Origin of the sequence: Algoriphagus aestuariicola, from assembly GCF_017254835.1 — a bacterium.
GTDB classification, from domain to species: Bacteria; Bacteroidota; Bacteroidia; order Cytophagales; family Cyclobacteriaceae; genus Algoriphagus; species Algoriphagus aestuariicola.
The window spans coordinates 26,101-40,594 of the sequence record NZ_JAFKCW010000004.1; the positions used below are offsets into that span (position 1 = coordinate 26,101).

At 49.2% G+C, this 14,494-nt stretch carries 10 protein-coding genes; 3 read left to right on the forward strand and 7 right to left on the reverse strand.

Annotated features, from left to right (window positions below; all coding sequences use genetic code 11):
- The first annotated feature begins 5 nt into the window (after nucleotides 1–5).
- Nucleotides 6–1,523, forward strand: a complete 1,518-nt coding sequence (locus J0A67_RS16375) for a magnesium chelatase (RefSeq protein ID WP_206570470.1) — start codon at nucleotides 6–8, stop codon at nucleotides 1,521–1,523.
- A gap of 83 nt (nucleotides 1,524–1,606) precedes the next feature.
- Here the strand turns inward: J0A67_RS16375 and J0A67_RS16380 are convergent, their stop codons facing one another.
- On the reverse strand, nucleotides 1,607–1,969 hold the full coding sequence (locus J0A67_RS16380) for a DUF1304 domain-containing protein (protein WP_206570471.1): 363 nt from the start codon (nucleotides 1,967–1,969) through the stop codon (nucleotides 1,607–1,609).
- A 127-nt stretch (nucleotides 1,970–2,096) separates the two neighbouring features.
- On the opposite strand from J0A67_RS16380, the gene J0A67_RS16385 reads away from it, so the two are divergent.
- Nucleotides 2,097–3,473, forward strand: coding sequence for a methyltransferase RsmF C-terminal domain-like protein (locus tag J0A67_RS16385; RefSeq protein ID WP_206570472.1), 1,377 nt, complete (start codon nucleotides 2,097–2,099; stop codon nucleotides 3,471–3,473).
- A gap of 213 nt (nucleotides 3,474–3,686) precedes the next feature.
- On the opposite strand, the gene J0A67_RS16390 is transcribed toward J0A67_RS16385, so the two are convergent.
- Both J0A67_RS16390 and J0A67_RS16395 read right to left on the reverse strand, forming a co-directional pair.
- Nucleotides 3,687–4,892 carry a hypothetical protein gene (locus tag J0A67_RS16390; RefSeq protein ID WP_206570473.1) on the reverse strand — a complete coding sequence of 402 codons (1,206 nt, stop codon included), beginning with the start codon at nucleotides 4,890–4,892 and terminating at the stop codon, nucleotides 3,687–3,689.
- A gap of 16 nt (nucleotides 4,893–4,908) precedes the next feature.
- Nucleotides 4,909–6,027: a DmpA family aminopeptidase gene (locus tag J0A67_RS16395; protein WP_206570474.1), complete on the reverse strand. Its 1,119-nt coding sequence runs from the start codon at nucleotides 6,025–6,027 to the stop codon at nucleotides 4,909–4,911.
- Nucleotides 6,028–6,262: 235 nt separating this feature from the next.
- Between J0A67_RS16395 and J0A67_RS16400 the strand changes: the two genes are divergently transcribed.
- Nucleotides 6,263–6,682: a YidH family protein gene (locus J0A67_RS16400; protein ID WP_206570475.1), complete on the forward strand. Its 420-nt coding sequence runs from the start codon at nucleotides 6,263–6,265 to the stop codon at nucleotides 6,680–6,682.
- Here the strand turns inward: J0A67_RS16400 and J0A67_RS16405 are convergent, their stop codons facing one another.
- The 4 genes from J0A67_RS16405 to J0A67_RS16420 form a co-directional block, all read right to left on the reverse strand.
- Entirely contained in the window at nucleotides 6,683–7,909 is a 1,227-nt protein-coding gene (locus J0A67_RS16405) for an alkaline phosphatase family protein (protein WP_206570476.1), read from the reverse strand.
- A gap of 131 nt (nucleotides 7,910–8,040) precedes the next feature.
- Complete coding sequence (locus J0A67_RS16410; protein WP_206570477.1) at nucleotides 8,041–9,831, reverse strand: RagB/SusD family nutrient uptake outer membrane protein; 1,791 nt, start codon at nucleotides 9,829–9,831, stop codon at nucleotides 8,041–8,043.
- 17 nt (nucleotides 9,832–9,848) lie between these two features.
- Nucleotides 9,849–13,082, reverse strand: coding sequence for a SusC/RagA family TonB-linked outer membrane protein (locus J0A67_RS16415; protein WP_206570478.1), 3,234 nt, complete (start codon nucleotides 13,080–13,082; stop codon nucleotides 9,849–9,851).
- A 348-nt stretch (nucleotides 13,083–13,430) separates the two neighbouring features.
- Nucleotides 13,431–14,318 carry a metallophosphoesterase family protein gene (locus J0A67_RS16420; RefSeq protein ID WP_241265235.1) on the reverse strand — a complete coding sequence of 296 codons (888 nt, stop codon included), beginning with the start codon at nucleotides 14,316–14,318 and terminating at the stop codon, nucleotides 13,431–13,433.
- Nucleotides 14,319–14,494 lie beyond the last annotated feature (176 nt).

Genomic DNA, 14,494 nt, shown 5'->3' on the forward strand with positions numbered 1-14,494 from the left:
CCCACATGGACTACCAAAAACTGAGCGGAAAAGAACTTACCCAAATCAAAACCTTAGGCCAGCTCAAGGCATCTGGTTACCAGCCCAAATCCATCAAAGAAGAACTTCGAGACAATTTGATCCTAAAAATAAAGAGAAAGGAAAATGTCTTTGAAGGAATCTGGGGCTATGAGGATACGGTCATTCCCGACATAGAGCGGGCCATTCTTTCCCGGCACAACATCAATCTCCTCGGGCTTCGCGGCCAAGCCAAAACAAGGATTGCCCGGTTGATGACGCAACTCTTAGACGAATATGTCCCGGTTGTCTATGGATCGGAATTGAACGATGATCCCATGAATCCGCTTTCCTCCTTCGGGAAACGAATGGTGGAGGAGCGGGGCGATGATATGCCGATTTTCTGGATGCATCGAGACGAGCGCTATACCGAGAAACTGGCCACGCCTGATGTATCCGTAGCCGATCTGATCGGGGATGTGGATCCTATCAAAGCCGCTACCATGAGACTGAGCTACAATGACGAGCGGGTGATCCACTACGGTCTCGTGCCCAGATCGAATCGCTGCATTTTTGTGATCAACGAACTTCCAGACTTGCAAGCAAGAATTCAAGTCGCCTTGTTCAATATCCTGCAGGAAGGGGACATTCAGATTCGCGGCTTCAAGCTCCGACTTCCTTTGGATATCCAATTTGTGTTCACTGCAAACCCGGAGGATTACACCAACAGGGGAAGTATTGTGACACCGCTCAAGGACCGAATCGAAAGCCAAATCATCACCCATTATCCTAAATCCATCGCTATAGGCCGTCGCATCACTGCCCAGGAAGCCAACCTTGGCGGAAAGCCCGTGGAGAATATCCACGTGCCAGAACTGATGAAAGACCTCATCGAGCAGATCGCAATCGAAGCCAGAGGCTCCGAGTATGTGGATGAGAAAAGCGGCGTGTCAGCGCGTCTGACCATTTCTGCCTACGAAAACCTCATCTCCGCAGCGGAAAGAAGACTCTATCTCAATGGTGAAAGTAATACCGTGGTGCGGATCGCAGATTTGATCGGGGTGATTCCCGCTATTACCGGAAAAGTCGAACTGGTATACGAAGGCGAACAGGAAGGCGCGGGACTAGTTGCCTACAATTTGATTGGGAAGGCGATTCGCACACAATTTGTCAATTATTTCCCCTCGCCGGAGCAAAAGAAAAAGGACAAAAGCGGCAATCCCTACGTAATCCCGCTGGCTTGGTTTGGAGAGGGACATGAGCTTGACATCCTCGCCTCTCAGCCGGACAAGGTATACAAAAGCCTCCTTCATTCTGTGCCTGGTCTCGAGGAGGTCGTTACACAGATGGTCAAAAATCTACCCGAAAAGGAGAAAGAGTTCTTTATGGAGTTTGCGCTTCACGGGTTGGCAGAATATTCTCAGCTGAGCAAGAAAATGCTGGATACGGGCTTACAGTTTAAGGACCTGTTCAGCTCGATGTTTGACATGGGAGGAGATGAGGATCTCGAGGAAGACGATTTGTGAGTTTATTCACCGCGAAGACGTTGAGAAGGCGGAGATAATCAAAAAATGAATAGGCGTTCTCTGCGACTCTGCGGCAATAAAATCTACCTCACATGGAGCAGGATCAAGGCGATCAATGCAGGAAGTCCCTGCACTAAAAAGACCTTCTTGGTGGCTGTCAACGCTCCGTAAATTCCGGCGATGAGTACGCAAGTCAGGAAAAATATTGCGACGTAGAAGGACCAATGGTGATCCTCGATCAGCAGGGACCAAACCAGACCCGCCGCCAAAAAGCCGTTGTAAAGCCCCTGATTGGCGGCGAGGATTTTCGTTTTGGGGAAAACCTCTGGCGGGATCTGCTTGAAAGTCTTTCGCCCGATGGTGTCCCAGGCGAACATTTCGAAGTACAAAAAATACAGATGGAGAGCGGCTATGGCTGCAATCAGGATGTCGGCGAGGAGTTGCATGTTTTTATTTGGAAGATAGCGAAAAAGGCCATTAGTCCACAGACGACAGACCACCGCTGAAACCGCCGACCGGGGTGCTGTGGACTGTTGGCAGTCGTCCGTCGACCGAAAAAGCTATCTTTGCGCCATGCCAGACATCCAGCTTCCTCCGGCCTTTGAGTCCCAGATGCTCAAGCTACTCGGCGATGCCGAATTTGAGCAGTTCAAAAACGCGATCGATCAGCCCTCCCGTACTTCCATCCGACTCAATCCCGCCAAGCCTTTCTCTCTAGCCTGGTCCAAAACGCCCATTCCTTGGTCAAAGGAAGGGTATTTTTTAGAGGAAAGACCCAGCTTCACGCTTGATCCAGCCATCCATGCCGGAGCCTACTATGTCCAGGAGGCTTCTTCCATGTTTATCGAGCACATTCTCAATTCACTCGAGGTTCCCAAAGGACTTTTCTTGGATCTTTCTGCAGCTCCGGGAGGAAAAAGTACGCTTCTTTCCAGCTATTTAGGTACAGACGGACTTTTGGTTGCCAATGAAGTGATCCAAGCCAGAGCCCAGATTCTGAAGGAAAACCTCATCAAATGGGGGCTTGGAAATGCCGTGGTCACCAACAACGATCCGGATCATTTTGAACCCTTGGAAGGATTTTTTGACTTGGTGCTGGTGGATGCGCCCTGCTCGGGTGAGGGGATGTTTCGTAAGGATCCTCAGGCCCGGGAAGAATGGTCGCCAGACAATGTCCAACTTTGCTCCGCCCGCCAAAAGCGCATCATGGACAAAGCCGGCACCCTAGTCAAGGGTGGTGGTTATCTGATCTACTCTACCTGTACTTTTAACGAAGCTGAAAACGAGGACATGATCCGTTTCCTCACCGAGGAATTTGCCTTTGAGCCCGTGAGGATTCAGTTAGAAGGGGATTGGAATATCGTCGAAAGCTCTGTGGAGACCGACGACGGTATGTTCTACGGTTACCGTTTTTTCCCGCATCGGGTGCAGGGAGAGGGATTTTTCATTACTGTATTGAAAAGACCCGACTCGGTCTCCAGCCAAGAGCCGGGGAAGATCAAAGATTTTAAGCATCCGGTGCTCAAGGGAGTTTCGGAAAAGGAGTCAGAGCAGCTTGATCAAGAACTCGTCTTTGACGGAACAGGGAAGTACTATACGCTTAATGACTCTTATTTCCGAATCCAGCGGGCGTTTTTTCGACACTTCGAGAAGCTCAGTCAGGTGCTCAGTCTGCGTTATTTTGGCGTAGAGCTTGGGAAAAAGCAAAAGCAGGACTGGATTCCCTCCCATGAATGGGCACTTTCACTTTTGCCCAAAAACCAATTCCCGAGCCATGAACTCAGCCTCGAACAGGCCTTGGAGTTCCTTCGGAAAAATGATTTCGAACTGGAAAATCTACCCACTGGCTGGGTGTTGATGACGTACCAAAACCTGCCTTTAGGTTGGGTGAAAAATCTGGGCAATCGCGTCAACAACTATTATCCGAAGGAGTGGCGGATTAGGATGTAATCCATTATCAATTTCTGCAAACTTGCCAGTAATCGAATTTACCTCTTCACAGGGGCTGGAAGACCGATGACGGAAGACCGAAGTTTCGGCAATCCCAGCATTAATCGTTTTTTGTGTTAGGTACGGTCATGTACCGGCGTGAAAGCTAATATTCTTATCAATTAAAAATCTGAATGAGGATACTTCCGTCTTCGGTCTCCCCTCTTCCAGCTTTTACTCCTTCACAAACTCAAACCTCGCCCACTGCTTTCGATGCCTCAATTCATTTCCTACGTTCAAGAATGGAGGCAGGTAAACCAGTTTTTCCAGCCGGATTTCATGGATGCCTGAAGAGAGGTGGCCAATGGGAATCTGTCCAAACAGGGCCTTTTGTCCGGTGTGGCCGGCGGTTACCTTTACCCATTTCTCTGCTTCCACCAGGGAGTCATTGAGATAGATTTGGTATTGGTCGATGAGCGATTCCACCTTTTTCCATTGGATCGTGTCAGACTGTAGGAGCTCGTTCATGTTTGGGATGGAGTTCTCCTCCCGCTCATACCGCGCCAGATACAAATCCATCACCTCGCCGCTTATTTTCTTGTTCGGAGTCCACATCCGCGCAAAACGTTTTTTCCCGGAATTGAATTCCTCAAAGTAGCCCCTATCGTCTGGCCATGCATAGTGAGAATCAGAAGTGTTGACGCTGGCTTGGTAAGAGGAGAATCCCTCGATATCCTGTGCAATAAATGGTGATGCCAGCACGATCAAGCCAACAGAAAACACGACAAAAAACCATCTTCCCAGGTTGCTTTGGTAGATGGCCCCGACCGTGCCACTCATGCTTTTGCCCACCATGTTTTTGATTTTGAACCTCTCCCCGGCAAAAGAGCCAACAGCAAATACAAGCATCGACAAAATGAAGACGATATAGACCACCTGAAAGTCAAGGTTGAAAACCAGGTAAATGCCAATCAGAACAAGGAGGTACAGCGTGATCGAAAAAATGGGGATGACGACGCCAATCGGTGCACCATAGAGCATGCTGCACCATTGTTCCAGCTTCAGGAGATAGTATTGTGGGGGACGGTAATCTACCGATTGGGAGTATTTGAATAGCTTTTCTTTCACAATACCATTGGGAAAAGCATAGGTGATGCCCAGCATTCCCGCCCAGACAAAGCGCATCACCAAGTGGCTGACCAGAAAGATCTTGAAAACCGAAATGATCACGGAAAAATAAACCAGGATCAGCTGTGCCGGAATCTGCTCCAAGCCATAGTCCTGAATCAGGATGATGGAAATGTCAAACAATCGGGAGGGAATCACAAAAAGTACCGCTAGGGATATACCCGATATGATCACCTCGGGCTCCCAGCTGTTTTTCTGCAAGTTTTCCAGCCAGGTCATGTCCTGCTGTTTTTTGATTGGGGATTCTTCCATGGAAAATTTGAATAAGCTATTTACTGCCTTTGATCCACTCGAACACCTGCTGCTTGGGAAGTGCTTCGATGCGGTGGCCGTCTTTGCCGGTCATGGTTTCCGCTGCAAAGAGCGAATTGACGATGGCCTCTTCGGTTGCCTCGATCACCGCGAGGAAAAGTGCCGTCATGTCGTCGTTGGCCAAAAATTCAGCGTTAAGGAGTTTTTGGGATGGATTGGAGTAAGGGATTCGAAGCTTTTCGTTTGTGGAAAAAGCAATTACATAGTCCCCCGATCCATTGGAGGCGATGCCTCCCGTCTTGGCTAAGCCCATCATCGCCCGCTGTGCCATACGCTCTAGGTTTCGCTCCAGCACGGGCGCGTCCGTGGCGACGACGATCATGCAGCTGCCATCGGATTTTTCCAGAGCGTCTTTAAATGGATATCGGCCTAGTTTCTCTCCGACGGGAACACCTGAAATCTGGAGATTGCCTCCAAAATTGGTCTGTACCAACACGCCCACGGTGTAGCCGCCAAGCGGTTCGGGCAGTTTGCGGGATGCGGTTCCGATACCTCCTTTCCAGCCAAAACAAACCGTGCCCGTGCCCGCGCCCACATTTCCTTCCAAAACAGGACCGGATTTGGCCGAGGAGATGGCTTGTATGACTTCATCCGAAGAAATGTGCATCCCCCGGATGTCATTCAGATAGCCGTCGTTGGTCTCGCCGACCAGGGCATTGGCTGATTGGACGTTTTCATTTCCTGGCTGTGCCAAAGAATAACGGACTGCACCCTCGATTCCGGCTGCGACGCTAAGCGTGTTGGTGAGGATGATTGGGGATTCGATTGTTCCCAATTCCTGCACTTGGGTCACCCCAGCCAACTTGCCAAAACCGTTGCCAACGAAGATAGCGCCGGGTACTTTCTCTTGGAAAAGGTTGCCTTCATGAGGAAGGATGGCCGTAACACCGGTGCGGATGTTGTCTCCTTCGACTTTGGTAAGATGACCGACTTTCAGTCCTGCCACATCGGTGATAGCGTTGAGGGGACCCGTGGGCAGCACGCCAAACGGTAGGCCTAGCTCTCTTGGCCGGGTTTGGGCGAATGAAAGACTGATGGGAAAAAGGAGTAAAAGCAGGAGATAAGGCCGCCCCATTTTATTTTTTGGAGAACATTGAAAAAACATCGTGCAAAACTTAGGATCATCTAGCTTGTCAATAGCTGAGCCAGCCAGTTTTTAAAGCTAGCAATTTTGTCAAAAATATCGGGCGTATGGCTCATGGCGAATTTCTTGGGGGACTTTTCCCCAAGAAATCAATCTGGAAGACCCCTCTCAAACCTTGGCTTATTTTGGGAATTTTGAGTAAAATCACCAGAGAAAAATGGTCGTAATGGAAGAGCTTCTGAATGATGAGGATTTGGAAAAATCCCAAAAGAAAAAAGCAAGGAAACTGATCCAACTGGAGAGAACGCGGACTGCCTTTGAGCGACTTCAGCTTGCTTGGGTACGTACCGCGATGACTTTTCTGGGAATCGGCATCGCGATCTATGAATTTTTCTATCGACGTATGGAGTCGGGTCAAAAGCCTCTTTTTGAATCCTTTACCGGGCAGGAGCTCGCCTTGACGCTGTATTGCATCGCGATGCTCGTCTTAGTTCTTTCTCTTCGCCAGCACCGCGTCAGCATGGCCAAACTAAAAGAGAGCTTCCCTCAAAGCCGTTATTCTGTCGCCGCGCTTTTGTCAATGATTCTCCTTTCCCTTTGCATCTTCATGGCGGCATTGCTGGTCTCTCGATCCTTTGTTTTCTGACTATTTGGCGACAATCCAATAGTTCAAATATCCGCTGGGTGTCTCCAAGACGATTTTGTAAAAGTCTGATGTTATCCCCTTACTGGGAATCGTTGCGTTCCCTTGGTCTAGTTGTACTTCACCCATCAGCCAATAGTTGTCCAAGCCACCTGTTTGGAAGTGGTTGGTCGTGCTGACCCAGACTCTAGCGGTTTTTCCTGATGAATATGGCTTCCACGCCAACTTGAAGTTCCCGTCAACCAATTCGGCCTTCAGATCTGTGGCTTCGATAGACCCGACAAACGGGCTACCGTCCAATTCCATGGCTATCCTTTTGGGCAGCTCCAGTCCTAAATGGCGGGCGATGCTCGGAAAGATATCCACCATCTCCGCGGACGCGCCGAAGTGGGAATTCAGATGTTGTGCGTTGGTGGCGATCCATATTGTGCGTTCCCGTTCGCTGTGACCGCCGTGCCCGAATCCATCGGCGGTGCGGCCATGATCCGTCGTGATGACGATCAGCCAGTCTTCGTCAAAATTCTTTTCCCGATATTGGATGGCCTCCCAAACTCGCCCGATTTGGGTGTCAGCCTTTTGCACCCCGTCCACCATCTGGGGACTATTGCCAAAGGTGTGGCCCATGTCGTCAGAGTATTCGAGATACATCCACGATAGGTCTGGGGCTTTCTCGCGAATATAGCGGGCAGCCTCTTTGGATACCGTTTCGTCGATTTGATGAATGTGGGATCGGTCTTTTTGATGGGGAAAACTCAAGGTGTCCAGCTCAAATCCATCAAAATAGTAGTCAAAGGCAAAATTGCCGGTCTGGGGTAGGTTGTCGCCCACAAGTTTGGTTCGGTTGTCCAGCCAAGTGGAAAATATAGCAGTCTGCCGTGATGGTTTAGCTTCCTTGAAAGCGCGGAAGATCGTCCAATAGTGATAGTTTGGATCTTCGATACCGTTTCCCCAGACGTTGTGTTTGTTAGCCCAAACACCCGTCAGCAGAGAGTTGTAGCCCACTGCGGAGATCGTGGGGGTCTGGCTGTAGGTGCCGACGTCCCCACCCATCAGGGCCTTGGTAAATCCTCCGATTTTGCTGATCTGATCAATGTTGGGAGTAGGGACAGTATCCACCACATCGGCAGGAATGCCGTCTACGATGATGAAGAGCGCTTTTTTGGTTATTTGTTGAGCGATTGCAGGGATCATGAGGAACCCTAATGCAAAGGCGAGTACTATTTTTTTCATCTTGAATAAAAAAGACAAACGCCGATAGAATGGCGATTGGGTCTCGGTATGTTTTATTGGTCAATCTAGTAAATGAAAGCCAGCGATCTGATGTAGTCCCGAGATCGCTGGCTCGAATTTAGGTCACTTGTTTATTCCCACCCGTAGATCTGGACCAAATTTGGATTCAACACCATCTGCTGCATGGGTACGGGTCGATAGTAATATTTGGGTTCTTCGAAGTTTCTTGCCTTTGTCTCGGTTACCATATTGCCGCCGCCTTCGCCATTTTCAAGGAAGACGTCCACATTTTCAGAGATAAGGCCGGCCTTATAATAGATCAGCGCCACGCCCAGGCTGTTCTTTTCCTTGGCATCGCCCACAGGAATCGTAGTGTCTTTGTCCACCAGAATGATATCCTCCACTCCGTCTCCGGTCATGTCATATTTTCCGAGTCCGGGGAAGTACATTCCTTGGGGAATCTGCTCCAGCAGTTTGCCTGCATGCCAGCGCATCAGGTCGTCATAGCGAAAGCCTTCCATCGCAAGCTCGACTCTTCTTTCTCTCCGTATCTCAAGCAGTACACCCAGGTTTGATCCGCTTAGATTGGGATATTTTGCGGCTTGAAATTGGTCGGGATTGGCATTGGCAGCGGACATGACCAAGGCGGGCATACCGACACGTGACCTGAGGAGATTGATGGTATTGTCCAGATCTGCTTGCGACAACTGCTCCAGTTCGGCTTTGGCCTCTGCTAGAGTCAGCAAGATCTCGGCATAGCGATAGACTGGAAAATCCACACTTGCACGATCTACGTTGTTGGTGGTATTCTTGAACCCCTTCAATTGATGATAGCCAGTGAAGTTTTTATTCAAAGTCTGGATGTATGGAGTCGTATTCGGCTCTCTGATCCAACCAGGATAGGCCATGGTCTGCATCAATCGTGGATCCCGATTCTGAAACTCTTCCACAAAACCTTTAGCCTTGAAATTTGCTTGTTCTGTATACGGCGTTCCGTCGCTCATGAGGTAGGACATGACCATATCCCGGGAAGGTGACTGCTCATAGTCCCCAAAAATGCCGGTATTGTTATCGCTGCTTCTATCCTTGTTCACGTCGTAGGCATTCACCAAAATAACTTCTGGATTGCCGACGAGGTTGGTACTGTTGAAAAGTGTAGCGTAGTCTTGGTTTGGTTTTCCGGTAGAGTAAAGTGAAAACTTCCCCGAGTTTAGCACATCGGTAGCCTGGTCTACGGCTATCTGCAAAAACTGACCTGAGGTTCCCCCAAGACCAAGTTCTGTATGGTATTTTCTATAAGTACCTTCATAGAGCGCCAATCTGGCGTAGAAGGCCTTTACAGCCCATACATTGGGAGTACCTTCGGGGCTAGTCTCGCGGACATGTTCCGCAGCATACTCTAGGTCTTCCAGTACATTGGCCATCACTTGCTCCCTAGAATCCTGCGTTTTGTAGAGGTCCTCGTCTCCAGGATTCAGGGTCTTGTCATACCAAGGTACATTGGAATACCTCTTGATCATGCCGAAGTAGAATTGTGCCCGATAGTATCTTGCCAAGCCCACATAGTGTGCTACGGCTTCATCGGGGGCAGTGGCTTTTTGGTAATTGTCCAGGAAATAGTTGATGTTCCTCAGCCTAGCCCAGTCCCAGCCAGAAGTGATCGTTTGAGAGGAAGGCGAGCCGGTCATGATGTTTTTGATCTCTATGGCGCCGGTGGTTGCCATGTTGTCGCTACTTTGGTCGGCGAGGTAGTTGCCCATGCCCGGCATGGAAAGCAGTCCGTTGACATACAGTTCCAAGTCCTCTTCGGATTTGAAAAACGCTTCCGGGGAAATGGAGGTCTGAGGGTATCTGTCCATGAAATCGTCCTGACAAGAGGACATTGCGAAACAAATTCCGATGATTGCGATATATTTTTTCATGATGCTGTTCTCTTTGATTATAGATCGATGTTTACCCCAAAAGAGTACTTGCGCTGAAATGGATAGGCCCAGCCGTAGCCGTCGTTGATGGCTTCCGGATCGACAAACTTCTTGATGGAAGAAAACTCAAACAGATTCTCCCCAGAGACAAAAATCCGTATTCTTTGCACATTGATCCGGCTGGTCATTGCCTCTGGGAAAGTATATCCAAAGGTTACGTTTTTGATCCGCAGGTAAGCGGCATTCAACAAATAGCGGGTTTGTGGGATATCTAGACCCGCTCCGTAGTTGGCATCGGCAAGCCAAGACTGTAGGACGGGAAAGTTGGAATCCAAATTTGCGTCTGCGAGTCCCGCGTCGATGTAGGATTGCGAGTGCTGCGCCATCAACGCAGGATCGTCGGCTTCCGCTCTATAGAAGTCCAGATTCCAAGGATACACGTTGGCATAGGGCTGCTGGTAGGGTCCCCAGAAAAGATAGTGTCTCGGATAGTAGTCTCTTTTACCAACGCCTTGAAGAAACAGGGATAGGTCGAATCCATTCCAAGAGACATCGAAATTGGCCCCGTATCGGTAGCGAGCGGTACTGTTGCCGATCAGCTGAAGGTCTTTGGGATCATCAGAGGAAAGACCCTTTTCGATTTTTCCGTCTCCGTTCAAGTCCACATATTTTGGCCAGCCAGGGACTATGTCCAGCGCGCCCCAGGGAACAATGGCAGACTGGTCCAGCTCGGCGATTTCATCTTCGTTTTGGAAAAGGCCGTCGCTGACCAAGCCCCACATCTCGCCGGTGTATTGGCCCACTCGGTAGTTGGAGAACAGATTTTGGTCGTTTTGAAATCTGGTGATCTGTGATCTGGAGTCAGATAGTATCAGCCTTGTGCCGAAATTGATAGGTTTGGAAGTACTTCCAAAATTGTCCCGGTATTCCAGGGAAACCTCAAAGCCTTTGGTCCGCAAGTCGGCAGCATTTTGCTTGGGAGGACTGGTGCCCAGCACACCCGGCAGCTCGACGGGGTCGGTCAGCATGCCCTTGGTGTCCCTGATAAAATAGTCGAATGAACCGATGATCTTGTCGTTGGCCAGGCCAAAGTCCAGTCCGAAGTTGCTGGTCACGACTTCTTCCCAGGTGTAAAAGTCAGGGTCAACCGCCAGAGGAGGAGACGAAGTGATGACTGTCTGACGATTGCCGTTGATCAGGTAGCTGGACAGACCAGTAGGCAGGGACTGGATGTATCCAAAGTCACTCACGTTTTGGTTGCCCAGAGCACCATAAGACGCACGCAGTTTAAATGTCGAAATGGTGTTGGTGAGTCCCGAGAAAAACTCTTCATCCATCATCAGCCAAGAGCCCGACACGGAAGGGAAAAATCCCCAACGGGATGATTTGGGAAAGCGTGATGAGCCATCATATCTCCCGTTCAATTCAAAAATGTAACGGTTTTTGAAGGTGTAATTTGCCCGGCCGAACACGCTTTGGGTTGCAAAGGTGCTGTAGCTGGGCGTGATAAAGGCATCGCCTGTCGTTAGTCCAATATATGGCAAGGAGGAGGAAATCAGGATACGCTTTTCTGCCTGGATGGAGCTATACACATAGCTTTGCTGATTGTATCCACCGAGAATTCCAAAACTATGGTCACCGATTGTTTTGGAGTATCGTCCATAAATATCCAAGATGATATCCGAGAGATCTCCGTTTCGCTCAACCACGGAGCCGTCTCCGCCTTCGGATCGAATGTCCTCAGGACCGTACCCGATCTGGAATTTTGTCCTGTCCCAATGATACTTCCACTGCTCCCTCTTGAAGCTGGCATTGGCATTGAAAGTCAGATCGCCGTTCAGGAAGGTCGCGGTATTTCGCAGGATGTTGTGAAAGCCAAACATAGTTTCCTGGTTTTGGCCACCGTCGGTCAGTCTTCCTGCCAGCCTTCCCGCGTCGGTGTTGGCCCAAGTCCCGTCGGGATTGACCGCTACATCCGTTGGCTTCAGGTAGTAGATGTCTGTGAGACTGGTGGTAGGATCGGCTCTCTCCGTTTGATAGATGTTGAGGTTGTTGTCCACATTGAGCCATTTGAGCGGATTCACCGTTACTCTGGCTCGCATGGAATACCGATCCCAGTAGTCTTCGGCCAGTTTGTTCATCCCGTTTTCATTGGTATAGTCACCGGAGATGTAATATCCAACTGGAGCTTTGCCCCCGCTGCTACCACTGATGGACAGGCTATGGTTCATCGAGAATGATGAATTGTTGAAAAAGTATCCGTACCAATCGTTGTTTCCCATGTATGCCCAGCGGTCGGGATTTACAGGATCCAGTCTTGTGTCAGGTATCGATGAATCTTCAGATCTTTCCTTTGCCCATTGGTAATGTGCATCAGAGTAGTTGACATAGTCCCAAGGGGTATTGTTGGTGGAGGTTTCCAATACCCTGGAGAAAATATAAGGGTCTGTCACCGGCTCTGGGAGTACGGTGGGTTTGCCCCAAGCGAAGTAGTTGTTGTAGCTGATCTGCTGCTTGCCCTCCTGACCTTTTTTTGTGGTGATCAAGATAACGCCAAATGCCGCTCTCGCGCCGTAGATTGCGGCAGAGGCGGCATCCCTCAGCACGGAATACGACTCGATATCGGAAGGGTTGAGACGTAGTAGGTCGCTGTTGTTTCCCGCCACACCGTCTATGACGATCAGTGGCCCACCCCCATTTATGGAAGTGAATCCCCGTATGTTGATGTTTGGCACTGTGCCCGGCTTGCCCCCGAGATAGGTGATGTTCAATCCTGGACTGGCACCTTGGAGACCCTGTACCAAGTTGGCGATCGGCCGATCTATCAGTTGATCCCCGGAGATTTGGTCTACGGCTCCGGTCACATTGATTTTTTTCTGCGTTCCGTAGCCGACGACGACGACTTGCTCAAGGAGCGTGTCCTCCTCTTCCAGTTGGACGTTGACCGTCGTCCTGCCATCCAACAGCACTTCGACTGTTTGGTATCCGATAAATGAGAACACCAAAGCTGCATCAGCCGTCGAGGTCTGGATCGTGAATTCCCCGTTGAGATCTGTGATTACACCGTTTTGGCTATTCTTCTCCAAAACCGATACTCCTGGCATTGCCGCTCCTGCTGGATCGGTCACCGCTCCTTTGACTACCGTCTGCGCTAGCGAGTGAAATACCATGGCCAAAGACAACATCAGAAGTAGTCCCAGCCTTTTGAGCTCAGATGCCAGCGCTGGCCGCTCTTGTAGATTTTGTTTCATAGCATTTAAAGTTGATACCTCTCCCTTCCCTGAATGCTCACAATTCGGAAGGATAGAAATATATTTAGATTGAACATTCATTCAATACTAAATACTGTAAATGAATAAAAAAAGACTTTTGATGAATAAATACTGATTTAACTGCCAGATAATATTCTCATAAAGTTGGGGCTTCCAAATTATCTGAAAGTAACGGAGGGGTAATCCGCGGATCTTTTTCCTAAAAATGACCAATGACAGCTTGAAATTTCGAAAAGCTTGGAATACAGGTATTTTCGAAGTCGTCTTCCCGTCGGTCTATGGCTGAAGTTTTACGATTTTTTTCAAAAACCTCTTTGCAATCTTGGATCAGGCCAAAGGGTAGTAGGTGTTTTCAACTTCGCCATTTTCGAAAAGCTCGAGTATCGCATAGCCGGGGGGAGTTTCGAGATAATATTGCTTGCCTGCTGAAAACTCGTCGCCCTCGCCCCACCAGAACCCGCTCAGGGAGCCATTGCAGTAGTAGTGCACGCCGTTGTACCAAGCACGGTCCAACATATGTTGGTGTCCGCTGAGGCAGACCTTTACCTTGTCCCGGTGCTTGTAAAATAGGGTTTTTAATTCTCGGTGATCTTTGTGCTGTCCTCCCACGAGCGCCTCTGTGACGGAAGTGATGGGAAAGTGCGACATCACCAGAGTCGGCGTATTGGGAGCAAGGGAATCGAGGTCTTTTTTAAGCCAAGCCATTTGTTCCTCGCCGATGCTGATTCCCTCATGATTGCCATCCAAGATGATGAAGTGCCAGTTGCCTTTGTCAAAACTATAGTAGGCGGCGGAAATCCCCAGTCGTTTGACGACATAGGGCTTACCATACATTGCATCGGTTTTGTCTGTAACATCCCACCAAGGGTCGTGATTTCCAATGCAGCTGTAAACCTCAAAGTCCGAGATCTCATTTCTGAAGAGATCCCACGCGTCCCATTGTTCCAGCGTCCGTTGTTTGCTCACTCCATCGTAGGATGCGTCATGTATACTGTCTCCACCATTGAGAAAGAAATCCGGCTGATGGGATTTTACCTTTTTGAGCCAGGCAATCGCCCGCTCCGGTATATTTTCCTCCGGGCGGATATGGACGTCTGTGATATGGGCGACTTTTAGCGATCGTCCTTTTGGATGCTTCCCGGCAAGTACTTCGCCCGACGTTAAAAGTGATCCTGCGGCAATTCCCGCCATTCCGAAAAAGTCTCGTCTTTTCATAGCTAGTTTTGGTATCTGATTGTTTGAAATTATGCCTCCCAATTTTCTTGGGTGGATTTTGTTTTTGTGGAAATTATTTTTTTCAGATGCTGCCAAAAAACATTGGGAAATCTGATTTCGGTCTATAAATTGAACAATTGTTCAATATTATATTTCGAAATATAAAATCCAAGTTC

Bases quoted from the DNA above. Each gene is read 5' to 3' on its own strand.
- J0A67_RS16415 (WP_206570478.1), bottom strand. From the start codon at position 13,082: ATGAAACAAAATCTACAAGAGCGGCCAGCGCTGGCATCTGAGCTCAAA.
- J0A67_RS16395 (WP_206570474.1), bottom strand. From the start codon at position 6,027: ATGGGGCGGCCTTATCTCCTGCTTTTACTCCTTTTTCCCATCAGTCTT.
- J0A67_RS16410 (WP_206570477.1), bottom strand. From the start codon at position 9,831: ATGAAAAAATATATCGCAATCATCGGAATTTGTTTCGCAATGTCCTCT.
- J0A67_RS16385 (WP_206570472.1), top strand. From the start codon at position 2,097: ATGCCAGACATCCAGCTTCCTCCGGCCTTTGAGTCCCAGATGCTCAAG.
- J0A67_RS16405 (WP_206570476.1), bottom strand. From the start codon at position 7,909: ATGAAAAAAATAGTACTCGCCTTTGCATTAGGGTTCCTCATGATCCCT.
- J0A67_RS16390 (WP_206570473.1), bottom strand. From the start codon at position 4,892: ATGGAAGAATCCCCAATCAAAAAACAGCAGGACATGACCTGGCTGGAA.
- J0A67_RS16400 (WP_206570475.1), top strand. From the start codon at position 6,263: ATGGAAGAGCTTCTGAATGATGAGGATTTGGAAAAATCCCAAAAGAAA.
- J0A67_RS16375 (WP_206570470.1), top strand. From the start codon at position 6: ATGGACTACCAAAAACTGAGCGGAAAAGAACTTACCCAAATCAAAACC.
- J0A67_RS16420 (WP_241265235.1), bottom strand. From the start codon at position 14,318: ATGAAAAGACGAGACTTTTTCGGAATGGCGGGAATTGCCGCAGGATCA.
- J0A67_RS16380 (WP_206570471.1), bottom strand. From the start codon at position 1,969: ATGCAACTCCTCGCCGACATCCTGATTGCAGCCATAGCCGCTCTCCAT.